The 24,688-nt window shown below is 68.1% G+C and carries 26 protein-coding genes; 16 read left to right on the top strand and 10 right to left on the bottom strand.

The genetic code is table 11. The features are described 5' to 3' along the window. Positions 1–13: 13 nt before the first annotated feature. The 5 genes from ASF53_RS04790 to ASF53_RS04810 form a co-directional block, all read right to left on the bottom strand. Positions 14–865 carry a DUF1206 domain-containing protein gene (locus tag ASF53_RS04790; protein WP_056194690.1) on the bottom strand — a complete coding sequence of 284 codons (852 nt, stop codon included), beginning with the start codon at positions 863–865 and terminating at the stop codon, positions 14–16. A gap of 6 nt (positions 866–871) precedes the next feature. Beyond that, positions 872–1,213 (bottom strand): hypothetical protein, encoded by a 342-nt coding sequence (locus ASF53_RS04795; protein ID WP_056194693.1) that lies wholly within the window; start codon positions 1,211–1,213, stop codon positions 872–874. 25 nt (positions 1,214–1,238) lie between these two features. Beyond that, positions 1,239–1,805 carry a Uma2 family endonuclease gene (locus tag ASF53_RS04800; protein WP_056194696.1) on the bottom strand — a complete coding sequence of 189 codons (567 nt, stop codon included), beginning with the start codon at positions 1,803–1,805 and terminating at the stop codon, positions 1,239–1,241. Positions 1,806–1,876: 71 nt separating this feature from the next. Further along, complete coding sequence (locus tag ASF53_RS04805; RefSeq protein ID WP_056194699.1) at positions 1,877–2,437, bottom strand: Uma2 family endonuclease; 561 nt, start codon at positions 2,435–2,437, stop codon at positions 1,877–1,879. A 90-nt stretch (positions 2,438–2,527) separates the two neighbouring features. Continuing rightward, positions 2,528–3,976, bottom strand: coding sequence for a homospermidine synthase (locus ASF53_RS04810; RefSeq protein ID WP_056194702.1), 1,449 nt, complete (start codon positions 3,974–3,976; stop codon positions 2,528–2,530). A 273-nt stretch (positions 3,977–4,249) separates the two neighbouring features. Between ASF53_RS04810 and ASF53_RS04815 the strand changes: the two genes are divergently transcribed. Beyond that, the gene (locus tag ASF53_RS04815; protein WP_056194705.1) at positions 4,250–4,438 is read left to right on the top strand and encodes a hypothetical protein; all 189 of its coding nucleotides are present in this window, start codon (positions 4,250–4,252) and stop codon (positions 4,436–4,438) included. 160 nt (positions 4,439–4,598) lie between these two features. Here ASF53_RS04815 and ASF53_RS04820 read toward each other — a convergent pair whose 3' ends face one another. Beyond that, positions 4,599–5,156, bottom strand: a complete 558-nt coding sequence (locus ASF53_RS04820; RefSeq protein ID WP_056194709.1) for a GNAT family N-acetyltransferase — start codon at positions 5,154–5,156, stop codon at positions 4,599–4,601. A gap of 179 nt (positions 5,157–5,335) precedes the next feature. After that, positions 5,336–6,502 (bottom strand): type III PLP-dependent enzyme, encoded by a 1,167-nt coding sequence (locus ASF53_RS04825; protein ID WP_056194712.1) that lies wholly within the window; start codon positions 6,500–6,502, stop codon positions 5,336–5,338. A 685-nt stretch (positions 6,503–7,187) separates the two neighbouring features. Between ASF53_RS04825 and ASF53_RS04830 the strand changes: the two genes are divergently transcribed. From ASF53_RS04830 to ASF53_RS04845, 4 genes are all read left to right on the top strand, one after another. Next, on the top strand, positions 7,188–8,795 hold the full coding sequence (locus ASF53_RS04830) for a glucan biosynthesis protein G (RefSeq protein WP_056194716.1): 1,608 nt from the start codon (positions 7,188–7,190) through the stop codon (positions 8,793–8,795). Continuing rightward, positions 8,768–9,304, top strand: coding sequence for a GNAT family N-acetyltransferase (locus ASF53_RS04835; RefSeq protein WP_056194720.1), 537 nt, complete (start codon positions 8,768–8,770; stop codon positions 9,302–9,304). Before ASF53_RS04830 ends, ASF53_RS04835 begins: the two co-directional genes overlap by 28 nt. Before the next feature lie 144 nt (positions 9,305–9,448). Further along, positions 9,449–10,537 (top strand): alkene reductase, encoded by a 1,089-nt coding sequence (locus tag ASF53_RS04840; RefSeq protein WP_056194723.1) that lies wholly within the window; start codon positions 9,449–9,451, stop codon positions 10,535–10,537. A 109-nt stretch (positions 10,538–10,646) separates the two neighbouring features. Then, on the top strand, positions 10,647–11,315 hold the full coding sequence (locus ASF53_RS04845) for an HAD hydrolase-like protein (protein ID WP_056194728.1): 669 nt from the start codon (positions 10,647–10,649) through the stop codon (positions 11,313–11,315). Here the strand turns inward: ASF53_RS04845 and ASF53_RS04850 are convergent. After that, the gene (locus tag ASF53_RS04850) at positions 11,309–11,806 is read right to left on the bottom strand and encodes an outer membrane protein assembly factor BamE (RefSeq protein WP_003597998.1); all 498 of its coding nucleotides are present in this window, start codon (positions 11,804–11,806) and stop codon (positions 11,309–11,311) included. The two genes, ASF53_RS04845 and ASF53_RS04850, sit on opposite strands and share 7 nt — an antisense overlap. Before the next feature lie 157 nt (positions 11,807–11,963). On the opposite strand from ASF53_RS04850, the gene ASF53_RS04855 reads away from it, so the two are divergent. From ASF53_RS04855 to ASF53_RS04905, 11 genes are all read left to right on the top strand, one after another. Then, a complete protein-coding gene (locus ASF53_RS04855) occupies positions 11,964–12,530 on the top strand; it encodes a ubiquinol-cytochrome C chaperone family protein (RefSeq protein WP_056194732.1) in 567 nt (188 codons plus the stop codon). After that, positions 12,527–13,045, top strand: coding sequence for a YceD family protein (locus ASF53_RS04860; protein ID WP_056194737.1), 519 nt, complete (start codon positions 12,527–12,529; stop codon positions 13,043–13,045). Before ASF53_RS04855 ends, ASF53_RS04860 begins: the two co-directional genes overlap by 4 nt. Before the next feature lie 164 nt (positions 13,046–13,209). Next, positions 13,210–14,268: a phosphate acyltransferase PlsX gene (plsX, locus tag ASF53_RS04865; protein ID WP_056194740.1), complete on the top strand. Its 1,059-nt coding sequence runs from the start codon at positions 13,210–13,212 to the stop codon at positions 14,266–14,268. Between the two features lie 33 nt (positions 14,269–14,301). Further along, positions 14,302–15,282: a beta-ketoacyl-ACP synthase III gene (locus ASF53_RS04870; RefSeq protein ID WP_056194745.1), complete on the top strand. Its 981-nt coding sequence runs from the start codon at positions 14,302–14,304 to the stop codon at positions 15,280–15,282. A 208-nt stretch (positions 15,283–15,490) separates the two neighbouring features. Then, entirely contained in the window at positions 15,491–15,817 is a 327-nt protein-coding gene (locus ASF53_RS04875; RefSeq protein WP_003598011.1) for an integration host factor subunit alpha, read from the top strand. Positions 15,818–15,870: 53 nt separating this feature from the next. Continuing rightward, positions 15,871–16,353 (top strand): MerR family transcriptional regulator, encoded by a 483-nt coding sequence (locus ASF53_RS04880; RefSeq protein WP_056194747.1) that lies wholly within the window; start codon positions 15,871–15,873, stop codon positions 16,351–16,353. 142 nt (positions 16,354–16,495) lie between these two features. After that, complete coding sequence (locus ASF53_RS04885; RefSeq protein ID WP_056194749.1) at positions 16,496–16,915, top strand: hypothetical protein; 420 nt, start codon at positions 16,496–16,498, stop codon at positions 16,913–16,915. Positions 16,916–17,053: 138 nt separating this feature from the next. Continuing rightward, on the top strand, positions 17,054–17,515 hold the full coding sequence (locus tag ASF53_RS04890; protein WP_056194754.1) for a hypothetical protein: 462 nt from the start codon (positions 17,054–17,056) through the stop codon (positions 17,513–17,515). Positions 17,516–17,773: 258 nt separating this feature from the next. Further along, positions 17,774–19,726, top strand: coding sequence for a PrkA family serine protein kinase (locus ASF53_RS04895; protein ID WP_056194757.1), 1,953 nt, complete (start codon positions 17,774–17,776; stop codon positions 19,724–19,726). A 97-nt stretch (positions 19,727–19,823) separates the two neighbouring features. Then, positions 19,824–21,122 carry a YeaH/YhbH family protein gene (locus ASF53_RS04900; RefSeq protein WP_056194760.1) on the top strand — a complete coding sequence of 433 codons (1,299 nt, stop codon included), beginning with the start codon at positions 19,824–19,826 and terminating at the stop codon, positions 21,120–21,122. 53 nt (positions 21,123–21,175) lie between these two features. After that, positions 21,176–22,747 (top strand): SpoVR family protein, encoded by a 1,572-nt coding sequence (locus ASF53_RS04905; protein WP_056194764.1) that lies wholly within the window; start codon positions 21,176–21,178, stop codon positions 22,745–22,747. Positions 22,748–22,923: 176 nt separating this feature from the next. Here ASF53_RS04905 and purN read toward each other — a convergent pair whose 3' ends face one another. Then, the gene (purN, locus tag ASF53_RS04910) at positions 22,924–23,583 is read right to left on the bottom strand and encodes a phosphoribosylglycinamide formyltransferase (RefSeq protein WP_082482300.1); all 660 of its coding nucleotides are present in this window, start codon (positions 23,581–23,583) and stop codon (positions 22,924–22,926) included. Beyond that, positions 23,580–24,647 carry a phosphoribosylformylglycinamidine cyclo-ligase gene (purM, locus tag ASF53_RS04915; RefSeq protein WP_056194769.1) on the bottom strand — a complete coding sequence of 356 codons (1,068 nt, stop codon included), beginning with the start codon at positions 24,645–24,647 and terminating at the stop codon, positions 23,580–23,582. Before purM ends, purN begins: the two co-directional genes overlap by 4 nt. Positions 24,648–24,688 lie beyond the last annotated feature (41 nt).

Consider the following 24,688-nt stretch of genomic DNA (forward strand, 5'->3'; position numbering starts at 1 on the left):
ACCGGGGGGAATGTCAACGCGCGGCGCGGACCGCCTTGGCGACCGCCCCATTCCCCTCGTCGAGATCCGGGGCGTCGATATGGCGATAGCGGGCCTGGATCAGGCCGAAGGTGCCGAAGGCGAAGTGGCCGGCGGCGACAATGGCGAGCAAGACCCAGCCATAGGGCTGCGCCCTCAGCGCCGAGAAGGCGCCCGAGAGACCCGTGGCGTCGGAAGAGGCCTGCGTCCAGGCGGCCGTGAGGACGAAGCCGCCGATCATCAGGAAGACGAGCCCCCGCGCCGCGTAGCCGAACCTTCCGAGCCGGTCGATCCAGGCCTCGGAGCCGGCGGGAAGGGAGAGCCGTTCGGTGACGTTGCCCTTCCAGGCCTTCACGGCGTAGCCGATCCCGGCGCCGACGATGCCGAGCCCGACGATCCCGACGAGCCACGGGCCGAGGGGCTGGTCGAGCAGCCACTTGGTCCAATCCTGCACCCCGTCGCCGCCGGACGACGCGCGGCCGATGCCGAAGGCGAGGCGGGCCGCGGTGAGGCTGAGGCCGGCATAGATCACGGCGCTGATCAGGTGGGCGCCGCGCACGACCAAGGCTTTCGCCGAGTGCCCGCGCCGGTCCGCATCGGTCGCGCCTTCGAAGAGGCGCCATACGGCGAAGCCCGCGAGGCCCAGCGCGATCAGCCCGACGATGACGGCGCCGAACGGGCCGCCGAGCACCGCGCGGATCGCGCTCTTGCTGTCGCCAGCCGAGCCGCCCTGCCCGAGGGCGGCGAGCACGGCGAGCGCCCCCACCACGCAATAGACGAAGCCGCGCGCGCCGTAGCCGAAGCGGGCGAGGTGCTCCAACGCGTTGTCGTTCCGGTTCCAAGCCATCCCGGTTCAGTCGCGCTCACGGTCGGGCTTGCCGGCCAGTGCCACGTAGAAGCCGAGCCCGTCGCCCGCGGGCAGGGTCTGAAGCCGCTCGATCCAGCCGCGTCGCTTGGCGTCGAGGAGTTGGCGCCCGATCGGCTGGAACAGGGTCTCGCCCCCACCCTCCGGCGGCGGATCGAGGCGGATCGCCACGGTCTTGCCCTTGGCGAAGCGGCTGCGCTCCAGCATGTCGGTCAGCGAGGCCTCCGCGGTCGGGCGGTTGGACCCGCGCAGATCGAGCACCGATTCCGCATCGGTGACTCCGAGCGAGCCGCGCAGCTTGTTGGCGTAGAAGTCTTCGAAATGGGGCAAGGCCGGTCCCGCGCGGGTTCGTCGTCTAGAAGGCGATGTCGTCATAGATCTCGGCAACGGCCAAGTGGCCGCCGAGTTCGGATAGGTTGATCGCGCCGTCGAGGCCGTGGGCCTCGAACGCCCAGCCGCCCTCGGGCCCGCGGCGCCACACCTCAACGCGCGGTTCGTCCTGATAGGCGATCAGGAACAGCGTGAGCGAGGCGATGCTGCGATAAAAGTCGGTCTTCCGGCCGCGATCCCGGCTCATGGTCGAGGGTGAGAGCACCTCCGCGACGAGAACGGGATCGCGGGCATAGCCATCCTTCAGCGGCGGTCCGCAGCGCACCACCACGTCGGGGATCGGTGCGAAGGTGTCCATGCTGTCGCTCAGGACGGCAATGCCGGGAATCGCGCGGCAACCGCGGCCGCGTCCGAACGGTCGGAGATTCCGGATCAGGTTCGCGACGATCAGCTGATGCCGCTCGCTCTGCGGCGCCATCAGCACCGGCTCGCCGTCGATCAGCTCCCAACGCTCCTCGTCCGGAAGGTCGGCGACCCAGTCTTGATACTCCGCCACCCGCATGCCGGGGTCGCGCCGAAGAGCGAGCGCCATCGTGAGACCTCCGAAAACGAAGGCGATGCTAGCATCGCCCCGGAGCCAAGCAAGCGGCGTGCGGTGCGGGGTCAGAAGCTGAGGCGTGCATCGATCTCTGCCACCGACAGAGTGCCGCCGAGTTCGGGTAGGTCGATGACCGCGCCGGGCCCGGCGAACTGAACCGTCCAATCCGGCGCGCGGCGCCACAGCTCCACCCGCGCCTCGTCCTGATGCACGAGCAGGAGAACGGCGAGGGAGGGAATGGTCTGGTAGAACTCGGTCTTGCGCCCGCGGTCGAGCACGAGGGACGAGGGGGAGAGGACTTCCACGACGAGCAGAGGGTCGCCGGTATAGCCGTCTTCCGGCGGCTCGCCGCATTGCACCACCACGTCGGGAATCGGCGCGTAATCGTCCATGGCCTCGCTCAGGATCGCGAGGCCGGGATAGGCGCCGCAGCCCCGGCGCTCGGCGAGATCGTCGAGATGTTTGACGAGATTGGTGACGATGCGCTGATGTCGGCCCTTGGCGGGCGCCATCAACACCGGCTCGCCGTCGATCAGCTCCCAGCGCTCACCGTCCGGCCGTGTTGCAGCCCAATCCCGATACTCGGCGACCCGCATGCGGGTGTCGCGGCGTGCTGGCGCGGCCATCGGTCAGCCTCCGGTGCGAAGGCGCGAACCGTAACAAAAAGGGGCCGCCCCGGACAGGGCAGCCCCTCAAAGCGTTCGTTCGAAGAACCCTTAGCCGTGCACGAGCACGTTGCGGAACTGCCAGGGGTCGCTCGGATCGATGTCCTCGGGGAACAGGCCCGGACGGTCGGTGAGCGGGGTCCAGTCGGTGTAGACGCCCACGACCGGGCCGAGATACGGCGTCTGCACCTCCAGGCAGCGGCGGAAGTCGATCTCGTCGGCCTCGACGATGCCGGCCTCCGGGTTCTCCAGGGCCCAGACCATGCCGGCGAGCACGGCGCTCGTCACCTGAAGGCCGGTCGCGTTCTGGTAGGGGGCGATCCGCCGGGTCTCCTCGATGGAGAGCTGTGAGCCGTACCAGTAGGCGTTCTTCTTGTGGCCGTAGACGAGGACGCCGAGCTCGTCGATGCCGTCGACGATCTCGTTCTCGTCGAGGATGTGCTGGCGCTCCTGCACCTTGCCGGCATTGCCCCACATCTCGTGCAGCGAGAGCACGGCGTCGTTGGCCGGGTGGTAGGCGTAGTGGCAGGTCGGACGGTAGACCGCCTCGTTCCCCTCGTGGACGGTGTAGTAATCCGAGATCGAGATCGCCTCGTTGTGGGTCACGAGGAAGCCGAACTGCGCCTGCGCGGTCGGCGTCCAGGAGCGCACGCGGGTATCGGCGCCGGGCTGGAGCAGGAAGATCGCGCAGCGCGAGCCCTTGGTCTGCTCCTCGGCGTTGGCGGGCTTCCAGGTCTCGTGCGTGCCCCAGCCGAGTTCGGCCGGCTGATTGCCCTCGGAGACGAAGCCCTCGACCGACCAGGTGTTGACGAACACGCCCTGCGGCTTCGGGTTCTTGGCCCGCTGGGTGTCGCGCTCGGCGATGTGGACGCCCTTGACGCCGAGCTTCTGCATCAGCCCGGCCCATTCCTCGCGGGATTGGGGCTCCGGATCGGTGACGCCCGTATCCGCCGCGATGTTGAGGAGCGCCTGCTTGACGAACCACGACACCATGCCGGGGTTTGCACCGCAGCACGACACGGCGGTCGTGCCGCCGGGCGCGGCGCGGCGGGCGGCGAGGATGTTCTCGCGCAGCGCGTAGTTGGTGCGGTCGGCCTGGCTCAAGTCCTTGTCGAAGTAGAAGCCGGCCCAGGGCTCGGCGACCGTATCGATGTAGAGCGCACCGAGTTCGCGGCAGAGTTCGAGGATGTCGCGCGAGGAGGTATCGACCGACAGGTTCACGCAGAAGCCCTGGCCGCCACCTTCCGTGAGGAGCGGCGTGAGGACGTCGCGGTAGTTCTCCCTCGTCAGGGCCACCGTCTCGAAGCGCAGGCCGTGCTTCTCGGCCAGATCCTTATGGGTATCCACCGGATCGATCACGGTGAAGCGGGCGCGGTCATACTCGAAATGGCGCTCGATGAGGGGCAAGGTGCCCCGGCCGATCGAGCCGAAACCGATCATTACGATCGGGCCGGTGATGCGACCGTGGACGGGCCAATCCTTCTTCGGGCCATCAGACATGCGCGGACACTCCTGTCGGGCTGCTCGTTGTTTGAGAGCGGCGTGATTGATGCTTGGAAGTGACGAGCGGATGACGGTTCGGCGTCTGCCGGTCAACCGGTCGATCCCCTCTTGTGTTGCGGAATGGTGAAGATTGCAGTTTTTCAGCTATGAGTTGAGTGCAGGTCTGGGGCCGGATTGCGTCGGAGGCGTGCGCCGAAAAGTCTGTCTATGCTGCACTGCAACAAGGGAGTGACGCTCAAGGGCAGACAGCACGCACAAGGAACCCGAACCATGCTGACCGTCCTCACCGCACCGTCCATCCATCCCGAAGTCGAGACGATCGATCGCGACCCGGGCATCATCACCCTCCTCGCCGCCCTCGTCCGCGCCGGACGTACGGCCGCCGGTCAGGCCCGCGCCTTCCATGATGGGGCCAGCCGCCTGTCCTTCTCCGCGACCGCGTGGCCCTATCACCGTTGAGCCGGTGATCCGTGCCGGTGCTCCCGGCCCCTTCCATGACGACCATCCTCGACCGGACCAGGGTCCGCCGCCGCTCCTGCGCGTCGACGGGCCCTGTTTCGCATGCGAACCGCGCATTCAATCGAATGACGGGACGCGGGCTCTGCAGCCCGGCCTCGTCTCAGGCGGCCTGTCGTCGTGCCACGACCGCGGCGGCCTCGGCTGCCACCTCCGGCAGGTGCTCGAACGCGCCGGTCGCGCGCAGCACGCCTTCCGCGCCCGCAAGCGCACCGGCCGCCAGTTCCAGCCCGAGGAAGCGCTCGCGCTCGAACGGGCCGGGCATGTAGAGCCCCGCCGCCTTCTCCGGCTCGAAGCCGAAGCGGGCATAGTAGGGCGCATCCCCCACCAGCAGCACGGCGCCGTGGCCGAACGCCGCCGCTTGGGCGAGCGCGGCCCGCATCAGCGCGCCGCCAAGGCCGGCACCCTGAATTTCCGGATCGACCGCGAGCGGGCCGAGCAGCAGGGCCGGCCGGCCGCAGCCGGTCTCGACATCCCACAGCCGGACGGTGCCGACGAGCCTGTCCGCCCGCGCCGCGGTGAGGGCCAGACCGCGCGCGGGCAGGCGGCCCTCGCGCAGACGCTGCGAGGTCTTCAGGAAGCGGCCGGGGCCGAAGCAGGCGTCGAGCAGATGCTCGCGGGCTGCGATGTCGGAGGCGATCTCATCGCGGATCTGGATCATGGCCGTACCCTCCCAAGGTCGCTCGCAAGCGGGGGGAAACAGCCCTCGCACCCGCTCGAAAGCGGGCCGTCCGGGACAATCGACGAGCGCGTCTCGTGAGACGCGCGGCACTTCTGAGGGGAAAGGCGTGAACGAAGCCTGACCGGGGCCGGCCCGCCGGAGCGGGATGGCCTCAAGGATCAGATCACGATCTGCTCGAGGGGCGGGAAGCCGTTGAAGGCGACTGCCGCATAGGTCGTGGTGTAGGCGCCCGCGCCCTCGATCCACACCTTGTCGCCGATCGAGAGGGAGACCGGCAGCGGGTAATGGTTCTTCTCGTAGAGCACGTCGACCGAATCGCAGGTCGGGCCCGCGACGACGCACGGGGCCATGCGGTCCTCGTCGTGGTCGGTGCGGATCGCGTAGCGGATCGACTCGTCCATGGTCTCGGCGAGACCGCCGAACTTGCCGATATCGAGATAGACCCAGCGCACCTCGTCCTCGGCCTCCGACTTCTTGGAGACGAGCACGACCTCGGCCTCGATCAGACCGGCATTGCCGACCATGCCGCGGCCCGGCTCGATGATCGTCTCCGGGATGCGGTTGCCGAAATGCTTGGTGAGCGCGCGGAAGATTGCGTCGCCGTAGGTTTCCACGCCCGGCACCTGCTTGAGGTACTTGGTCGGGAAGCCGCCGCCGAGGTTGACCATCGATAGGCCGATGCCGCGCAGGGCGCATTCCCGGAAGATCTCGGAGGCGGAGGCGAGCGCCCCGTCCCAGGCTTCCGTGTTGGCCTGCTGCGAACCGACATGGAACGACACGCCGTAGGCGTTGAGGCCGTGCCGGTGGGCGTGTTCCAGCACGTTCACCGCCATCTCCGGCTCGCAACCGAACTTGCGCGACAGGGGCCAATCCGCACCGGCGCCGTCGCAGAGGATGCGGCAGAACACCTGCACCTCTTGCGCCGAGATGTCGGCGGCCTCGCTCGCGCGAACGATCTTCTCGACTTCCGCCTGGCAATCGACGGCGAAGAGACGGATGCCGAGCTTGAGCGCGCGGACGACGTCGCGCTCCTTCTTGATGGTGTTGCCGAAGGAGACGCGGTCGGCGGTGGCGCCGGCGGCGAGCGCCATCTCGATCTCGGCCACCGAGGCCGTGTCGAAGCAGGAGCCCATCTCGGCGAGCAGGCGCAGCACTTCCGCGGCCGGGTTCGCCTTCACGGCATAGAACACGCGGGTGTCGGGCAGCGCGCGGGCGAAGGCGGTATAGTTGTCGCGCACGACATCGAGGTCGAGGACCATCACCGGGCCCTCGTCCCGGCCGAGGTCGCGGCGCGCGCGCAGGTAATCGCGGATGCGATCGGTCATTGGTCGTCCCCACCACAGGTTCGAGGCGCCGTCGAGGGCGCAAGATCGAATCGTGACGGTCCGTGAAGGACCGTCGGCGTCAGGGGGCGATGCGTCGCTTCCGCTTCGCGCTTTGGAGACGCGGAACGGCCAGCGGGCGCGAGAAGCACCCCGGAAGCTGCCGTGGATTGGATGGGGGAAACCCCAACCGCACGCCGGGCAAGGATAAACAAGCCTCTTCGGTGTCGGCCTTTGGAGGGCCGACGAGACCAAAAAAGCCCGTTCGTCGTTGCTTTAAGCTGCGTCCCCCGTGGAGAGCGGGGTTCGCCGGTTTCGCCTCCGGCTGCCGGTTGTTGTTAGGGTCTGGTGTTGCCACCCGGATGCCGGCCGTAGGGATCCACCCTTTACGACCATCGATCCTTTAAGACCCCTGGCGGCTGTCCGGCAGTTGACCGGATGCCCACCAACCGACACGCGGCCACAGGCACGTGCGAAATTGGGCAGGCGCCATATACGGCCGGGGGCTCTCGACCACAAGGGAAAAGCCGGTCCGCTACCCCCTGATTTCCGGCCGGAACGGATGAGAATTCGGCTTGGCGCGTGATTGTTGCGCGAAAGACGCAGCCCCGTATCGCGCGAGCCCGGCCGGCCTCTTTCCAAGCCCGACCGAAGCGGCCATTGAACCGTGGCATTTCGGGATAGGATCATGATCCACGCCAAAGGCCATCACGCCCCCAACGGCCCTGTCGAGCCGGCCGTGCCCTCGCGCCGGGGCGTGATGTCGGGGCTGGCCGCCGCAGGTCTCGCTGTGGCGCTGCCGGCTTGCGCCGAAGAGAGCCCAGGGAGCCTTCCCTTCGAGCCCGGCATGGTCGAGCGCCAGGCGCAGGCGCTCGCCGCGCAGCCCTTCGACGGCCGTTTCCCGCCGCTGCCGGCACCGCTCGCGGGTCTCGATTACGACGCCTATCGCGACATCCGCTTCCGGAAGGACCATGCGTTTCTCGGCGAGGCCGGCGGGCCATTCCGGCTTCAATTGTTTCACCGCGGCTTTCTCTATCCGCGCCCGGTTTCCGTGAGCCTCGTGCGCGACGGGATCAGCACGCCGATCCCGTACGATCCGGCGCTGTTCGATTTCGGCCGGACGCGGATCGAGGGGACGCTGCCGAGCGACCTGAACTTTGCCGGCATCCGTATCCATGCGCCGCTCAACCGGCCCGACCGCCTCGACGAACTCGTCGTCTTCGTCGGCGCGAGCTATTTCCGCTTCCTCGGGAAGGACCAGCTCTACGGCCTCTCCGCCCGCGCCCTCGCGATCGGCACCGATGCCGACAAGGAGGAGTTTCCGTTCTTCCGCGCCTTCTTCATCGAGGTGCCGCCCGCGGATGCGAAGACGCTGACGATCCACGCCCTGCTCGACAGCCCCTCGGTGGCCGGCGCCTACCGCTTCACGGTCGAGCCGGGCCAAAACACGACCGTGCAGGTGAGCGCGACGCTCTACCCGCGGCAGGACTTGGCTTCCGTCGGCATCGCCCCGCTGACCTCGATGTTCTTCATCAGCGAGACCGATCGCGGCCATAGCGACGATTACCGGCCGGAACTGCACGATTCGGACGGGCTCCAACTCGCCACCGGCGCCGGCGAATGGCTGTGGCGGCCGCTCGACAATCCGCAGGGCCGGCGGATCTCGACCTTCCTCGACCGCGACCCGAAGGGGTTCGGGCTGATGCAGCGCGACCGCGACTTTGCCAGCTACCAGGATCTGGAAGCCGGCTATGAGCGGCGTCCCGGCTACTTCGTCCAGCCGGAGGGTGCCTGGGGCGAGGGCAGCGTCGTGCTGATGGAACTGCCGACCGACAACGAGACCGCCGACAACGTCGTCGCCTTCTGGCGCCCGAAACAGCCCTATCCGGCGGGTAAGCCGGCGCGGCTCGCCTACACGATCCGCTCGCATACGGGCGAGGATCTCCACCCGAACGGCAAGGTCATGAACACCTTCATCGCCGAGCCCGCCGCGAGCGGCGCTGCGCGCCGGGCCGCGGATCCAACCGCCCTGCGCAACCGCCGCTTCCTGATCGATTTCGGCGGGGGGGAGCTGAAAAACCGTCTCGGCGATCCGACGCCCCCCGACATCGTCGCCAGCGCCAGCAGCGGCCGGATCGTCGCGACCTCGATCGTGCCGAACCCGCATGTCGGCGGTTTCCGCGTCGCCCTCGACGTACAACTCGACGGGCCGGGCGCGACCGAATTGCGGGCCTATCTGAAGAAGAACGATCAGGCCCTGACCGAGACATGGTCCTATCCCTGGAGCGTCGCGTGAGCACTCGCAGCGAACGCGTCGCTGCCCGCATACCGGTGGAGATCCGGCCGGCCCAACTCGCCGATCTCGACGCCCTCGTCTCGCTCGAACACGCCGCCTTCACCACCGACCGGGCCGAGCGGCGGGCGATCCGCCACGCGATCCGCTCGGACAGCATGACCCTGCTGGTCGCGGTCGCGCGCGATCAGGCGGAGGGCGGCGCGGTCGAGATCCTCGTCGGCGCCGCCACGACGGAGCGGCGGCGCACCAGCCGCGTCGCCCGGCTCTCGTCGCTCGCTGTCGCGCCCGCACGCGCCGGTCTCGGGCTCGGGCGGCGCCTGCTCGAAGCCGCCGAGGCTGATGCCCGCGCCCATGGCTGCGAACGGCTGCGCTTGGAGGTGCGGTCCGACAATGGCAGCGGCATCCGGCTCTACGAGCGGGGCGGCTATGCGCGAACCGGGACCAATCCGGACTACTACGAGGACGGCATGGAGGCGTGGTGCTACGAGAAGGCCCTGACGGAGGGGTAACGTTGGCTTGTGCGCCGCAGCGCAGGTGCGCCAGCGCACTGGCGAACCGGTCGGCCAGATACAAGGTTCAGCCCACCCGAAGGTGGTTCACGCGCCTGCACCGCAGCGTTTTCGAGAGCCGCTCCCCTCCCGATCGAGTATCGAATGCCCTCAATCTTTGACCCGATCACGCTCGGCGCGTTGAAGCTGCCGAACCGAATTCTCATGGCCCCGCTGACCCGCGCCCGCTCGACGCGGAGCCACGTTCCGACGTCGCTGATGGGCGAGTATTACGCGCAGCGCGCGACCGCCGGCCTCATTATCTCCGAGGCCACCGGCATCAGCCAGGAAGGGCTCGGCTGGCCCTACGCGCCGGGCATCTGGTCCGACGAGCAGACCGAGGCCTGGAAGCCGGTGGTGAAGGCCGTGCACGAAGCGGGCGGACGCATCGTCTGCCAGCTCTGGCACATGGGCTACCTCGTCCATTCCGACTTCCTCGGCGGCGAGCCGCCGGTCGCCCCCTCCGCTGCCACGGCACCGGACGAGGCGCACACCTACGACGGTAAGAAGCCCTACAGCCCGGCGCGGGCCCTGCGCGAGGACGAGATTCCGCGGCTCATCGCCGATTACGAGCGGGCGGCGCGCAACGCCGTCGCGGCGGGCTTCGACGGCGTGCAGATCCACGCGGCGAACGGCTACCTGCTCGACGAGTTCATCCGCGACGGCAGCAACAAGCGCAGCGACCGCTACGGCGGTTCGGTCGAGAACCGGGTGCGGCTGGTGACCAAGGTGGCGCAGGCGGTGGCCGGCGTCGTCGGCGCGGACCGCACCGGCATCCGCTTCTCGCCCAACGGCCCGATCCAGGGCGTGGATGATTCCAACCCGCACGAGGTCTTCGGGCTTGCCGCCGAGATGATGGAGCGTGTCGGCCTCGCCTTCATCGAGATGCGCGAGCCGGGCCCGGACGGCACTTTCGGTAAGGCGACGGTGGCGCCGGTGGCGCCCGTCATCAAGGAGCGCTTCGGCGGCCCGGTCATCCTGAACTGCGACTATGACGGCGAGCGCGCCAAGCAGGCGGTGGCCTCGGGCGAGGCGGATGCCATCGCCTTCGGCCGGCCCTACATCGCGAACCCCGATCTGGTCGACCGCATCGCCAAGGGCCTGCCCTTCGCCAAGGACGACATGAAGACCTGGTACAGCCAGGGGCCGGAAGGCTACGTCGATTACCCGGCTCTGTCGCAGAAGGCGGCGTAAGCCGAGCGTCGGCCTCCGGGCCGCGTCGAGTGATCGAATACAGGAGGCGGCCTCGCGCAAGCGGGGCCGCCTTCCGCCATTTTGGGAAAGGCCCGATCCCGTGAGCGCCATGATCCCCGAGGACGCCGCGGCGGCCAGTTACCGCCTCGTCGCCTTCGACTTCGACGGGACGCTCGCCGACACCTTTCCCTGGTTCTGCGCCAACCTCAACGACGTAGCCGCGCGCTACCGCTTCCGCCGGGTCGCGGCGAGCGAGTCCGAACGGCTGCGGGGCTTGAGCGCCCGGGCGATCCTGAAGGATCTCGGCATTCCCGCCTGGAAGGTCCCGCTGATCGCCCGTCACATGCGTGCGCTCGCGACCCGCGACGCCCCTCAGGTGCGGCTGTTTACCGGCATTCCGGAGATGCTCGCAGGGCTCGACGCGGCGGGGTTCACGCTGGCCGTCGTGAGTTCCAACAGCGAGGCGAATGTGCGCTGCGCCCTCGGCGCGTCGGCGGGACGCATCCGGCACTATGCCTGCGGTGCCTCACTGTTCGGCAAGGCGCGTCACCTGCGCGCGGTGGCGCGGGCGGCGGGCGTCGAACCGGCGGCCCTGCTGGCGGTGGGAGACGAGATCCGCGACGCGGATGCGGCGGCGCAGGCGCGATGCGCCTTCGCCGCGGTGGCCTGGGGCTACAACAGCCCCGAGGCCCTGGCCAGCACGGGCCCGGCCTTCCTGTTCGCCGAGCCGGGCGACGTGGCGCGGGCCCTGGTGGGCCCGCCCGGAGGCGCTTACTGACCGGCGCGGGCGCCGGGGACGACCGAGGCGCCGGCGCCGCTGCCGAACGGCTCGTAGCGGGTCAGGCCGCGGAAGAGCTGGCTGATGAAGGCGCGGTCGGAGCCGCTGGCCGGCGTCGTGCGCTCGATGAAGTCGAACACGCGCCCGTCCTGCAGGCCGTAGAGCGCCACGCGCTCCACCTTCATGCCCTGGTTGAAATAGACCGCCGTGACCTTCTGGTCCTCGATCTGCTCGCCCAGGAACATCACCGTGCGGCGGGTGTTCTGGCTGATATAGTACCAGGACTTGTTGCCGACCGTGGAGACGGTGGACGGGGTGCCGAGGATCTGCAGCACCTGTTCGGCACCCATGCCCGGCTTCACCGTGGCCAGGGCCGCCTGATCGATCTGATAGCCGTGGCGGATATCCTCGCCGATGCAGCCTGATACGCCGATCGCGACGGAGCCGAGAACGGCCGCGCGGGCAAGCGACGAGACGAGACGGCGCGACATCGGCCCCCCTGATTTCCAGTCAAAAGGGTCTTCATCCGCGGCGCGTTTCAACTCGCGCGTCTTCGGACTTGCACCCTGGTCCGCGGTTGCCGTACCGCGGGGTTATGGCTTTGACAAGGCAAGCTTGGCCACAGCGTCGGCACATCCGGTGGAACGTATGATCGCGGGCTTATTCCGCCGCGCCGACCGGCGGCGGCGGACGATTCAGTCGCTGCATCGGAAGATCGGCGAGGCCGGGCGGCGGCCGGGCCTCTATACGGTGCTCGGCGTGCCCGACACCGTGGAGGGCCGGTTCGAGGCGTTGAGCCTGCACGTGATCCTCGTGTTGCGCCGCCTCGGCCAGTTGCCGCCGCCGGCCGCGGATGTGGCGCAGGATCTGGTCGATTCCGTCTTCATGCAGCTCGATGCTTCCCTGCGGGAACTCGGCATCGGCGATATGGGTGTGCCCAAGCGCATCAAGAAGCTCGGCGCCTCGTTCTATGCCCGCGCCGGAGCCTACGGCGTAGCGCTCGATGCGGGCGACCGGGCCGGGCTGGCCGAAACCCTTGCCCGTAACGTGCTCGACGGCGTCGAACCCGAGGCCGCCGGGCCGCTGGCCTCCTATGTCGAGGCCGCTGCCGCCGCGCTGGGGGCCCAAGATCTCGACGGCCTGCTCGGCGAGGGGCCGCGCTTCCCGGAGCCCGTCGGCGCGCCCGCGACAACCGATTCAGGAGACCATCGATGACGCCGAAGTCCGAAGGGCCGCTCTCCCGCTCCGTCAATGTCGAGCGCCTGCCCAAGGACCGCGCCGAGATCGTCGTCGAGGCGAACCCGGCCGAGTGCGAGGCGCTGGCCCGCGACTTCAAGGTCCCCGCCATCCGCGACCTCGTCGGCCGCTTCATCCTGACCGGTTCGCTGACCCGGCTGCGGGCCGAGGGCCGGGTCGAGGCCGTCGTGACCCAGGTCTGCACCGTGACGCTGGAGCCCTTCGAGGCGAAGGTCTCCGAGCCCGTCGAGGTCGATTTCACCAATGCCGACATCCTGGAGGGCACCGACGCCGAGGATGTCGATCTCCCCGACCCGATCGTGAACGGGCGCGTCGATTTCGGCCTGCTGACCGCGGAGTTCCTGGCGCTCGGCCTCGATCCCTACCCGCGCAAGCCCGGTGTCGCCTTCGATGCGGTCACGGTCGGCGAGGATCCGCTGCCGCTCTCCGATCTGGCGGCGCTGCGGGAAAAGCTCGCTCAGGACAAGGGTTGATGGACGGGCCCGCCAGCCCTCCGGCGGGCCTCATCACGACGATGGTTGAGTTTTTGTTTGCCCGGCGGGGCGCTGCCGTTATTTTGCGCCGCCGATTCCGGGGCCTGTGATGCCCCTTCACGCTCGCTGCCCGCCGGCTCACCCCGCGGCGTCCCGAAGGAACCATGTCGAACCGCGTTTGCATCTCGCTCGACGCCATGGGCGGCGATCACGGCCCCACGACCGTCGTGCCCGGTGCGGCCATCGCCCGTGAGCGGCACCCCGAGCTTCACTTCATCCTGTTCGGTGACGAGACGGTGGTGCGCCCCCTCGTCGAGGCCGAGCCGCGCCTGAAGGGCGCCGTCGAGATCCGCCACACCACCGTCTCGATCGCCATGGACGACAAGCCGAGCCAGGCGGTGCGCCAGGGCCGGGGCAAGTCCTCGATGTGGCGGGCAATCCAGGCGGTGCGCGACGGCGAGGCCCAGGCCGCGGTCTCCGCCGGCAACACCGGTGCCTTGATGGCGATGTCGAAGATCTGCCTCAAGACCATGGCTGGCATCGAGCGCCCCGCCATCGCCTGCCTGTGGCCGACGGTGCGCGGCGAGAGCGTGGTGCTCGATGTCGGCGCCACCATCGGCACCGATGCCGAGCATCTCGTCGAGATGGCGGTGATGGGCGCGGCCATGGCCCGGATCGTCCTCGACGTCGAGCGCCCGACGGTCGGCCTGCTCAATGTCGGCACCGAGGAGATGAAGGGCAACGAGGCCGTGAAGGAGGCCGCCCGCCTCCTGCGCGAATCCGAGCTGGCCAATTTTACGTATCACGGCTTCGTCGAGGGCACGGATCTCGGCCGTGGCACCACGGATGTCGTGGTGACGGAAGGCTTTACCGGCAACATCGCCCTCAAGACGGCCGAGGGCACGGCCAAGCAGATCGGCTCTTATCTCAAGGCGGCGATGGGGCGGACCCTCTCGGCCAAGATCGGTTACCTGTTCGCACGCCAAGCCTTCGCGGCTCTGCGCGAGAAGATGAACCCGAGCCGGGCCAATGGCGGCGTGTTTCTCGGGTTGGAGGGCATCGTCATCAAGAGCCACGGCTCGGAGAATGCGCAAGGGTTCGCCGCCGCCGTCGATCTGGCTTACGACATGGCGCGCTATGACCTGATGCGGACGATCCGGGATATGCTGGAGCAGACGCCGGCGGTCGCCGCCGGGCTCGAAGCCGGCTTGGTCGAGAAGTGAGCCGGGCACAAAAGTGAGAAAGGGACGGATCTGATGGCGCAGCGGCGCTCCGTCGTGGTCGGCTGCGGGGCGTATCTGCCCGAGACCGTCGTCACGAACACAGACCTCGCCGAACGCGGGATCGAAACCTCCGACGAGTGGATCGTCCAGCGCACCGGCATTCGCCAGCGCCACATCGCGCGCCCCGACGAGACGACGTCGGTGCTCGGCACCCGCGCGGCGCGGGCGGCCCTCGACGATGCCGGGCTCTCGCCCGCCGATATCGATTTCGTGATCTGCGCGACCTCGACGCCCGACCACACCTTTCCCTCCACCGCCACCCAGATTCAGGCGGCGCTCGGGATCGAGGGCGGCTTCGCCTTCGACCTCCAAGCGGTTTGCGCCGGCTTCGTCTATGCGGTGGCCACGGCCGATCGCTTCCTGACGACGGGCGGGGCCAAGCGCGCCCTGGTCATCGGCGCCGAGACCTTTTCGCGGCTGCTCGATTGGGAGGATCGCACCACCTGCGTGCTGTTCGGCGACGGCGCGGGCGCCATCGTGCTGGAGGCCCGCGAGGGCGAGGGCACGAGTGCCGACCGCGGCGTGTTGTCGAGCTGCCTGCGCTCGGACGGGCGCCACCGGGCCAAGCTCTATGTCGATGGCGGGCCGGGCTCGACCGGCACCACCGGCAAGCTGCGCATGGAGGGCCGTGAGGTGTTCCGCTTCGCGGTAGGCTCGGTGACCGACGTGATCGAGGATGCCTTTCGCGCCTCCGGCACCACCGCCGACGACCTCGCGTGGTTCGTGCCGCACCAAGCCAACCGCCGGATCATCGAAGCGTCCGCCGACAAGCTCGGCATCGCCCGCGAGAAGGTGGTGCTCACCGTCGATCGGCACGGCAACACGTCCGCGGCCTCGATTCCCCTGGCGCTGGACGCCGCCCGCCGCGACGGGCGCATCCGCGAGGGCGACCTCGTGATGATCGAGGCGATCGGCGGCGGGTTCACCTGGGGCGCCGCGCTTATCCGCTGGTAGGCGAAGGGCGCCGAAGCGGGCCTGGATTCCTGTCAACCGCAAGGTTCTGTTGACCGTCGCCCTTCCGCCGATTAGCGTGTTCGATCATAGAGATACACGGCGGGATCCTGTGTCGAGGGAGCCGCACGGCGTTTGAGCGGAGGCTGCATCCGTCCGTCCTGAGAAGGATGGCATGGATGTCGAGCAACTCGGCCGGAAGGGGGAGCGGATGGCGGGCAAGACGGTCACACGCGCAGATTTGAGCGAGGCCGTCTATCAGCAGGTCGGTCTGTCACGGGCCGAATCGGCCGCGCTGGTCGAGACGGTGCTCGCCGAGATCTGCACCTGTCTGTCCTCGGGTGAGACGGTGAAATTGTCCTCGTTCGGCTCCTTCGTGGTGCGCTCCAAGGGCAAGCGCATCGGCCGCAATCCGAAGACCGGCGTCGAGGTCGAGATCGAGCCGCGGCAGGTGATGGTGTTCAAGCCGTCGAACGTGCTCAAGGCCCGCATCAATGGCGGCCACGTCAACGGGCTCGACATGGATGAGGACGAGTGACCCGGCCAAACCGCCCCGGTCCTCTCCCGTACAATCTGGTTTGAGGCGCTGCCATGGGACTGCCGCTGGAATCGTCCGCCCTCGATTCTCCCGCCGGTGACGAGCGGAGCGAGAAGAGCCCCGGCGCCTTTCGCACCATCACCGAGGTGTCCGAGGAGCTCGGCGTGCCGCAGCACGTCCTGCGCTTCTGGGAGAGCCGGTTCAGCCAGATCAAGCCGATGAAGCGGGCGGGCGGGCGGCGCTACTACCGCCCCGACGACGTCGAACTCCTCAAGGGCGTGCGCCGGCTGCTGCACGGGCAGGGCTACACGATCCGCGGAGCGCAGCGGGTTCTCAAGGAGAACGGCGTGCGGTTCGTCCAGGCGCTCGGCCGGGGCGAGGTGGAGGTCGGCGCGCCCACCGGCATCGACCGGGACGACGAAACCGTCGAGGCCGCCGCCTCGGATCGCCGGGCGCTCGAACGGGCGCTCGCCGAGCTGCGCGCCTGCCGGGCCCTGCTCGCTGGCCTCGACGAGGCGGATCACGAGGCCGCCTGAGACCGGGCCGCCGGCCGGCCCTGAACTCCGAAAATTCGCTTGTGCGCAAAGCATTGGCCGGCCTTGCGGATTTCGGCTCATCCCGACGCTTTTGCCGGCCGATCCGGGCTGAACTTTACCGTCGGACCGGCGTTGAGGCGCCATGGCTCCCCCTCGCTCCCGGATGTCTCCGACCCAGGAACTCATCGCCCGCGTCATGCGGATCGTGCGCGCTTGCCCGGAAGCCGCCAACGAGGTTCTGGAATTGATGTTCCTCGTCAGCCAGATCGAGGCGTCGACGACCGTCGATCGGGAATACCGGGACGCGCGGCGGGTCATCAGTCGGTTGCGGGCGCCCCTCTGGGATATGGGCCCGGCCGACCGGGAGACGCTGCTCAAGGCCGCCGACACCATCCGCCGCGCCTGCGACTTGGGCGACGGAGACATTCCGGCGGCCCCCTTCGCCGATCTCGGCGAACGCGAGCGTGTCGAGAAGGCGCTGACCCAGGCCCTCGCCGGCCATCTCGATGACGCGCAGATCGCGCGGGTGGCCGGCACGGTCGCCGCCGCGCTGCAGCACTGAGCGGGCGCGGCCTTCGCCAATTTCGGGCGGCAAGATTCGAGGGAGCAAGCCTCGATGCGGGCCGGCGCCCTCCCCACATCTTCATCGGCGCCCGGCCGCCCCGCGGCGGGTCGCCCGACGACGCTCAAGGAAACGCCGATGGATCTGCCGATCACTGTCACGAGACCGATTGCAGCGCTGCCCGCCGCCTTCGCCGCGGTCTGGCTCTGCCTCGCCGGGCCCGCCCTCGCGCAGACCACCGTCACCAAGAGCGAGACTGTGCCCGCCGGCAAGCAGGCCCGCCTCGTGATCGTGCCGAACCTGAAGAAGGATTGCTCGGCCGGCCCGATGCCCGAGATCAAGGTGGTGACGCCGCCGAAATCCGGATCGCTGATCACGAAGGCCGGCAAGCTCAAGACGCCGGCCAAGTACCGCTGCCCGAACAAGGACGCCGAGGTTCAGGCGATCTTCTACCAGCCCAATAACGGCTATACGGGCGCCGACGGGGTCGTCGTCGAGATCAAGAATTCCGACGGCGAGATCGAGAAGCGCGACATTCGCATCACCGTCGGTAAGGACGAAAAGTCCAAGGACGAGAAGAAAGGCGGCACCGATCTCTGATCGGATAGGCTGCCTCGCACGCAAAATACCGCGCTGCAGCAATTTGACGGATTTTTGGAGACTTCCGGTTCTCGGCCGGAGGTTTCCGCCTCTGGTTCGAGGTTGGTTAAGCTCGGGCTAAATCCCGGCCAGATTTGAGTGTGTCCCGTTTCACACGCAAGACACCCCTCCTGTGGGCGGTGCGACAAAACCCGCAATGTCAGTTGCGTTCGACCCGAGACAGGATGAAGCTGTCATCAGCCTGAAGGGGGTGTTCGAATGCCGCTGCACTCGACGAACGACCTGTTCCAGAGCTTCGCTCGCGGCTATGAAGCGCGCCGCGACACGGAGATGACGCTCTCCGAGTATCTTGAGGCGTGCCGCGACAATCCGCTGATGTACGCCTCCGCTGCTGAGCGCATTCTCGATGCGATCGGCCAGCCGGAGATGGTGGATACCGCCCGCGACGCCCGCCTGGGCCGTGTGTTCATGAACCGCACGATCCGGGTCTACCCGGCCTTTGCCGAGTTCTACGGCATGGAGGAGACGATCGAGCGGATCGTCTCGTTCTTCCGCCACGCCGCGCAGGGGTTGGAGGAGCGCAAGCAGATCCTCTACCTGCTCGGCCCCGTCGGCGGCGGCAAATCCTCGCTCGCCGAGCGCCTCAAGGCGCTGATGGAGGTCCACCCGGTCTACGTGCTGAAGGCCGGCGACGAGGTCTCCCCGGTCTTCGAGAGCCCGCTCGGCCTGTTCGATCCCGAGACCATGGGCCGCGAGATCGAGGAGCGCTTCGGCATCCCGCGCCGCCGCCTCACCGGCCTGATGAGTCCCTGGGCCCTGAAGCGCCTCGACGAGTTCGACGGCGACATCTCCCGCTTCAAGGTGATCAAGGTGCGGCCCTCGCGCCTGCGCCAGATCGCCATCGCCAAGACCGAGCCGGGCGACGAGAACAACCAGGACATCTCCTCGCTGGTCGGCAAGGTCGATATCCGCCGCCTCGAAACCTTGTCCCAGGCCGATCCGGACGCCTATTCGTATTCGGGCGGCCTCAACCGGGCGAACCAGGGCGTTCTCGAATTCGTCGAGATGTTCAAGGCGCCGATCAAGATGCTGCACCCCCTGCTCACGGCGACGCAGGAGGGCAACTATGTCGGCACCGAGAATATCGGCGCGATCCCCTTCACCGGTGTGATCCTGGCCCACTCGAACGAGGCCGAGTGGCAATCGTTCAAGACCAACAAGAACAACGAAGCCTTTATCGACCGTATCTACGTCATCAAGGTGCCCTACTGCCTCCGCGTCACCGAGGAGCAGCGCATCTACGAGAAGCTGATCTCGAGCTCCGAGCTCTCCAACGCCGCCTGCGCGCCGGGCACGCTGGAGATGCTGGCCCGCTTCTCGGTGCTCTCGCGGTTGCGCGAGCACGCCAATTCCAACCTGTTCTCGAAGATGCGGGTCTACGACGGCGAGAGCCTTCGCGAGGTCGATCCTCGCGCCCGCTCGATGCAGGAATACAAGGATACCGGCGGCGTCGATGAGGGCATGGACGGGATCTCGACCCGCTTCGCCTTCAAGGTGCTGGCCGCGACCTTCAACCACGACACCACCGAGGTCTCGGCCGATCCGGTTCACCTGATGTACGTGCTGGAACAGGCGATCCGGCGCGAGCAACTGCCGCCGGAGACCGAGAAGCGCTATATCGAGTTCATCAAGACCGAGCTCGCGCCGCGCTACGCCGAGTTTATCGGCCACGAGATCCAGAAGGCCTATCTCGAATCCTACCACGATTACGGGCAGAACCTGTTCGACCGCTACATCGACTACGCGGACGCCTGGATCGAGGATCAGGACTTCAAGGACGCCGAGACCGGACAGCTCCTCAACCGTGAGCTCCTCAACCAGGAGCTGACCAAGATCGAGAAGCCGGCCGGCATCGCCAACCCGAAGGATTTCCGCAACGAAGTGGTGAAGTTCGCGCTGCGCTCTCGGGCGCAGCATGGCGGCCGCAATCCGTCCTGGACGTCCTACGAGAAGTTGCGCGAAGTGATCGAACGGCGGATGTTCTCGCAGGTGGAGGAACTGCTGCCCGTGATCTCCTTTGGATCCAAGAAGGACAGCGACACGGAGAAGAAGCACGGCGAGTTCGTCGATCGCATGACCGATCGGGGCTACACCGAACGGCAGGTCCGGCGACTCGTGGAATGGTACATGCGGGTGAAGCAGGCGGGTTGAGGCCAAGTCTTCTAAGGCCTTCGGCATCCGCCGCCGCACTTCCGCACCTTTGTCCCCGAGCGGGGACGTGAGACTTGAAGGCGCTGAGCGACCCCGGATGCACATCGTCGACCGTCGGCTCAATCCAGGTGGTAAGAGCCTCCCGAACCGCCAACGCTTCCTGCGCCGGGTCAAGGACGTCGCACAGCGCGCGGTTCGGGAATCCGCCCGAGAGAAGGATATCAAGAACCTCGGCAAGGACGGGCGCATCACCGTGCCCGGCGACGGGGTGCGCGAGCCGCGCTTCTCGCGCCAGCCGGGGACGGGCCATCAGGATTACATCCTGCCCGGCAACAAGACTTACGTGGAGGGCGACCGCATCGAGCGCCCGCCGGGCGGCGGGGGAGGTGGCGGCGCCGGCGAAGGCGGGGATGGTGGTGAGAACGGCGAGGACGCCTTCCACTTCGTCCTGACCCGTGAGGAATTCCTCGACCTCTTCCTCGAAGACCTCGAACTGCCCGATCTCGCCAAGCGGCGTCTGGCTGTGGTCGAGACGGAAGGTCTGCGCCGGGCCGGCTACACCGTCTCGGGTTCGCCGGCCAACCTCGCCCTGTCGCGCACCTTGCGCAATTCCATGTCCCGGCGCATCGCCCTCAAGCGGCCGAAGCTGGAGGAGGTGGCCGCCTTGGAGGCCGAGATCGCCGCGGCCGAGGCGGCGAACGATCCGCGCCTGCCCGACCTGCAACTCAAGCTACTCGGCCTGCGCGAGCGCTCCAAGCGCATCCCCTATGTCGATCCGATCGACCTGCGTTTTCGCCGCTTCGAGCCCTATCCGAAGCCGATCGCGCAAGCCGTGATGTTCTGCCTGATGGACGTCTCGGGCTCGATGACCGAGCACATGAAGGATCTGGCCAAGCGCTTCTACATCCTGCTGCACATCTTCCTGACGCGCCGCTACAAGCACGTCGAGATCGTCTTCATCCGCCACACCGACAAGGCGGCCGAAGTGGATGAGGAGACCTTCTTCGGCTCCCGTGAGACCGGCGGCACGCTGGTCTCCTCGGCCCTGGTCGAGATGAAGCGCATCGTCACCGAGCGCTACTCGCCGGACGACTGGAACATCTACGCGGCGCAAGCCTCGGACGGCGACAACGTCTCCTCCGATGGGCCGACCTCGACCGAATTGCTGCGCGCCCACATCCTGCCGGCCTGCCAGCATTTCGCCTATCTCGAAGTCGGCGACGAGAACGGGCCGCGCGCCGGCTTCGTCGAGCACCGCACCACCCTGTGGCGGACCTACGAGGCGCTGGCCAAGGCCGGCGAACCGCTCGCCATGCGCAAGGTGAACCACCGCCGCGACATCTACCCCGTGTTCCGCGAGCTGTTCGGCCGCAAGGATGCGCGGGCGGAGGCGTAGCGACAGGCCTCCCCGCGCGGGGAGGCGAGACAGCGTCGAAGAGAAGGGCCGACATGGTCGCGAGCCTGAGCCGCACGAAATCGACAGCGCCCAAGCCGGGCGAGCTGCTGTTTTCCGGCAATGACTGGGACTTCGAGACGATCCGGCGCATCCACGATGCCTGCGAGGCGGTGGCGGGGCCCGAACTCGGCCTGTCGTGGTACCCGAACCAGATCGAGATCATCACCGCCGAGCAGATGCTCGACGCCTATGCCTCGATCGGCATGCCGCTGTTCTACAAGCACTGGTCCTTCGGCAAGCATTTCGCCCAGCAGGAGGCGAGCTACCGCCGCGGCCTGATGGGGCTCGCCTACGAGATCGTCATCAATTCCGATCCGTGCATCTCCTACGTGATGGAGGAGAACACGGCGACGATGCAGACGCTGGTGATCGCCCACGCCGCGTTCGGGCATAACCACTTCTTCAAGAACAACTATCTGTTCCGGCAGTGGACGGATGCCGAGGGCATCCTCGATTATCTCGACTTCGCCAAGAGCTACATCGCCCGCTGCGAGGAGCGCTACGGGCATCAGGCGGTCGAGCACGTACTCGATGCCGCCCACGCGCTGATGAGCCAGGGCGTCCACCGCTATCCTCGCAAGAAACGGCCGGATCTGGCGAGCGAGCAGCGCCGGGAGCGCGAGCGCGAGGAGCACGGCGAGCAGATCTACAACGATCTCTGGCGCACCCTGCCGGCCAAGACCGGCGGGCAGAAGGGCGACCCGGCGCTGGAGCGGCGCCGGGCGCTGCTCGAACTGCCGCAGGAGAACATCCTCTACTTCCTGGAGAAGATCGCGCCCCGCCTGCGGCCCTGGCAGCGCGAGATCCTGCGGATCGTCCGCCTCGTGGCGCAGTATTTCTACCCGCAGCGCCAGACCAAGGTGATGAACGAGGGCTGCGCCACCTACTGCCACTACCGGATCATGAACGCGCTCTCGCAGAAGGGGCAGCTCAGCGAGGCGGCCTATCTCGAATTCCTGCAATCGCACACCAACGTCATCCGCCAGCCGACGTTCGACGACCGCTCCTTCGGCGGCCACAACCCCTACGCCTTAGGGTTTGCGATGATGCAGGACATCGCCCGCATCGTGGAGCAGCCGAGCGACGAGGACCGCGAGTGGTTCCCCGACATCGCCGGCCGCGGTGACGCCATGGGCGTGCTGCGCGATTGCTGGGAGAACTACCGGGATGAGAGCTTCATCGCGCAGTTCCTCAGCCCGAAACTCATGCGCGATATGCGGCTGTTCCACGTCGTGGACGATCCCGACGAGCCCGAGATGCGCGTCGCGGCGATCCACGACGAGCGCGGCTACCGCAAGATGCGCCGCTCCTTTGCCCGCCAATACGACGTGGCCTGGCTCGACCCCGATATCGAGGTGGTGGACGTGGATCTCGAGGGCGACCGCCGTCTCATCCTCCACCACAAGGCGCTCAACCGCATCACCCTGCAGCGGGAGGATGCCCGCCGCGTGCTCCAGCACCTCGCCGATTTGTGGGGCTACGACGCGGTGCTGAAGGAGGTCGATCCGGCGACCGGCGCGGTGCTGGTCGAGCACTCGGCGAGCGCGCGGCCGATTTTCTTCTGATTTTCAGAAGCCGGGTCACTCGCTCCCATCTCCACCCTCATCCTGAGGTGGCGGCGCGGAGCGTCGCCCTCGAAGGATGGTCCAGGGATCGCGCGGAAACGGGAACACCCTTCGAGACCGCTTCGCGACGGTTCAGGATGAGGGTGCGGGGGGTAGAGGCTTAGTGAACTCAAGGCTCAGAGCGAGAGGATCGCGGCCCCGGCGTCGCGCGCTTGCTCGGTGAAGCGGACCCGCCCTCCGTCCAACACCGCGCCGTCGCCCGCGATCAGCGCCAAGGCCGCCGGGTAGAGCCGGTGCTCCTGCACGATCACCCGGGCACTCAGCGTGTCGGCGTCGTCACCCGGCAGCACCGGCACGGCGGCCTGGGCCACGATCGGGCCGGCATCGAGTTCCGGCACGACGTAATGCACGGTGCAGCCGTGCAGGCGCACGCCGGCCCCCAAAGCGCGCTCGTGGGTGTGCGTGCCCTTGAACAGCGGCAGCAGCGAGGGGTGGATGTTGATCATCCGCCCCGTCCAGGCTTCCACGAAGGCGTCGGTGAGAATGCGCATGAAGCCGGCGAGCACGATCAGCTCGATCCCGGCGGCGTCCAGCTCCGCCTGAAGCGCGGCGTCGAAGCGGGCGCGATCGGGGAACGCCTTGTGGTCGATGGCGCGGGCCGGGATGCCTGCCGCCCGCGCGCGGTCGAGGCCGGCCGCGTCGGGGCGGTTCGAGAGCACGAGCACGATCTCGGCCGGATAGTCCGGCGCGCGTGCCGCCTCGATCAGCGAGACCATGTTCGAGCCGCGACCCGAGATGAGGATCGCGACGCGCTTCTTCGGAGCCGGCGTGCTCACAGGGCGAGCTGCCCCGTGAAGGTCACCGGCTCCGCGCCGCGCTCGGTGATGTGCCCGAGCCGGACCGGCGCCTCGCCGGCCTCGGTCAGCGCATCCGCCACGGCGTCGGCTGCGTCGGCGGCGGCGACCACCACCATGCCGATGCCGCAGTTGAAGGTGCGCAGCATCTCCGCTTCCGCGACCCCGCCCTCACGCGCCAGCCAGCCGAAGACCGGCGGCACGGCAATCGCCGAGAGATCGATGTCGATGCCGACGCCATCGGGCAGGACGCGGGGGAGGTTGTCGGGGAAACCGCCGCCGGTGATGTGGGCGAGCGCCCGGATACCGCCGGCCCGCTTCAGGGCGGCGAGCAGCGGCTTCACGTAGATCCGGGTCGGCTCCAGCAGCGCCTCGCCGAGGCTGCGGCCGGGGGCGAACGGCGCGTCGGCGTCGTAGCCGAGGCCGGTCTTGGCCACGATCCGGCGCACCAGCGAGAAGCCGTTCGAGTGGACACCCGAGGAGGGCAGGCCGAGCACGACGTCGCCGGGCAGGATGCCGGGCCGCGGCAGCAGCGTGCCGCGCTCGGCCGCGCCCACCGAGAAGCCGGCGAGATCGTAGTCGGCGCCGTCGTAGAGGCCCGGCATCTCGGCGGTTTCGCCGCCGATCAGCGCGCAGCCCGCCTGTCGGCAGCCTTCCGCGATGCCGCGCACGATGTCGGCGCCGACGCCGGGCACGAGCTTTCCGGTGGCGTAATAGTCGAGGAAGAACAGCGGCTCGGCGCCCTGCACGATTATGTCGTTGACGCACATCGCCACGAGGTCGATGCCGATCGTGTGGTGGCGCCCGGTCTCGATGGCGATCTTCACCTTGGTGCCGACGCCGTCATTGGCAGCAACCAGGATCGCGTCCTTGAAGCCTGCCGCCTTGAGGTCGAACAGGCCACCGAAGCCGCCGATCTCGGCATCGGCCCCCGGCCGGCGCGTGGCGCGCACCAGCGGCTTGATCGTCTCGACGAGCGCGTTGCCCGCGTCGATGTCGACGCCGGCCTGCGCGTAGGTGAGCCCGTTTCCGTCCTGCGCCGTCATCGCCGCCCCGTCGTCCGGTATTCGCTGATCATTCCAAAACC

It is taken from the genome of Methylobacterium sp. Leaf123, from assembly GCF_001423405.1.
Lineage (GTDB): Bacteria > Pseudomonadota > Alphaproteobacteria > Rhizobiales > Beijerinckiaceae > Methylobacterium.

What these genes read in the sequence shown, in the direction of transcription:
- purM (WP_056194769.1), bottom strand. Translation starts at nt 24,647, where the DNA reads ATGACGGCGCAGGACGGAAACGGGCTCACCTACGCGCAGGCCGGCGTC.
- ASF53_RS04835 (WP_056194720.1), top strand. Translation starts at nt 8,768, where the DNA reads ATGGTCCTATCCCTGGAGCGTCGCGTGAGCACTCGCAGCGAACGCGTC.
- ASF53_RS04810 (WP_056194702.1), bottom strand. Translation starts at nt 3,976, where the DNA reads ATGTCTGATGGCCCGAAGAAGGATTGGCCCGTCCACGGTCGCATCACC.
- ASF53_RS04875 (WP_003598011.1), top strand. Translation starts at nt 15,491, where the DNA reads ATGGCGGGCAAGACGGTCACACGCGCAGATTTGAGCGAGGCCGTCTAT.
- ASF53_RS04845 (WP_056194728.1), top strand. Translation starts at nt 10,647, where the DNA reads ATGATCCCCGAGGACGCCGCGGCGGCCAGTTACCGCCTCGTCGCCTTC.
- ASF53_RS04820 (WP_056194709.1), bottom strand. Translation starts at nt 5,156, where the DNA reads ATGATCCAGATCCGCGATGAGATCGCCTCCGACATCGCAGCCCGCGAG.
- ASF53_RS04905 (WP_056194764.1), top strand. Translation starts at nt 21,176, where the DNA reads ATGGTCGCGAGCCTGAGCCGCACGAAATCGACAGCGCCCAAGCCGGGC.
- ASF53_RS04840 (WP_056194723.1), top strand. Translation starts at nt 9,449, where the DNA reads ATGCCCTCAATCTTTGACCCGATCACGCTCGGCGCGTTGAAGCTGCCG.
- ASF53_RS04860 (WP_056194737.1), top strand. Translation starts at nt 12,527, where the DNA reads ATGACGCCGAAGTCCGAAGGGCCGCTCTCCCGCTCCGTCAATGTCGAG.
- ASF53_RS04870 (WP_056194745.1), top strand. Translation starts at nt 14,302, where the DNA reads ATGGCGCAGCGGCGCTCCGTCGTGGTCGGCTGCGGGGCGTATCTGCCC.
- ASF53_RS04825 (WP_056194712.1), bottom strand. Translation starts at nt 6,502, where the DNA reads ATGACCGATCGCATCCGCGATTACCTGCGCGCGCGCCGCGACCTCGGC.
- ASF53_RS04895 (WP_056194757.1), top strand. Translation starts at nt 17,774, where the DNA reads ATGCCGCTGCACTCGACGAACGACCTGTTCCAGAGCTTCGCTCGCGGC.
- ASF53_RS04890 (WP_056194754.1), top strand. Translation starts at nt 17,054, where the DNA reads ATGGATCTGCCGATCACTGTCACGAGACCGATTGCAGCGCTGCCCGCC.
- ASF53_RS04850 (WP_003597998.1), bottom strand. Translation starts at nt 11,806, where the DNA reads ATGTCGCGCCGTCTCGTCTCGTCGCTTGCCCGCGCGGCCGTTCTCGGC.
- ASF53_RS04815 (WP_056194705.1), top strand. Translation starts at nt 4,250, where the DNA reads ATGCTGACCGTCCTCACCGCACCGTCCATCCATCCCGAAGTCGAGACG.
- ASF53_RS04790 (WP_056194690.1), bottom strand. Translation starts at nt 865, where the DNA reads ATGGCTTGGAACCGGAACGACAACGCGTTGGAGCACCTCGCCCGCTTC.
- ASF53_RS04880 (WP_056194747.1), top strand. Translation starts at nt 15,871, where the DNA reads ATGGGACTGCCGCTGGAATCGTCCGCCCTCGATTCTCCCGCCGGTGAC.
- ASF53_RS04885 (WP_056194749.1), top strand. Translation starts at nt 16,496, where the DNA reads ATGGCTCCCCCTCGCTCCCGGATGTCTCCGACCCAGGAACTCATCGCC.
- ASF53_RS04830 (WP_056194716.1), top strand. Translation starts at nt 7,188, where the DNA reads ATGATCCACGCCAAAGGCCATCACGCCCCCAACGGCCCTGTCGAGCCG.
- ASF53_RS04900 (WP_056194760.1), top strand. Translation starts at nt 19,824, where the DNA reads ATGCACATCGTCGACCGTCGGCTCAATCCAGGTGGTAAGAGCCTCCCG.
- ASF53_RS04805 (WP_056194699.1), bottom strand. Translation starts at nt 2,437, where the DNA reads ATGGCCGCGCCAGCACGCCGCGACACCCGCATGCGGGTCGCCGAGTAT.
- ASF53_RS04855 (WP_056194732.1), top strand. Translation starts at nt 11,964, where the DNA reads ATGATCGCGGGCTTATTCCGCCGCGCCGACCGGCGGCGGCGGACGATT.
- plsX (WP_056194740.1), top strand. Translation starts at nt 13,210, where the DNA reads ATGTCGAACCGCGTTTGCATCTCGCTCGACGCCATGGGCGGCGATCAC.
- ASF53_RS04800 (WP_056194696.1), bottom strand. Translation starts at nt 1,805, where the DNA reads ATGGCGCTCGCTCTTCGGCGCGACCCCGGCATGCGGGTGGCGGAGTAT.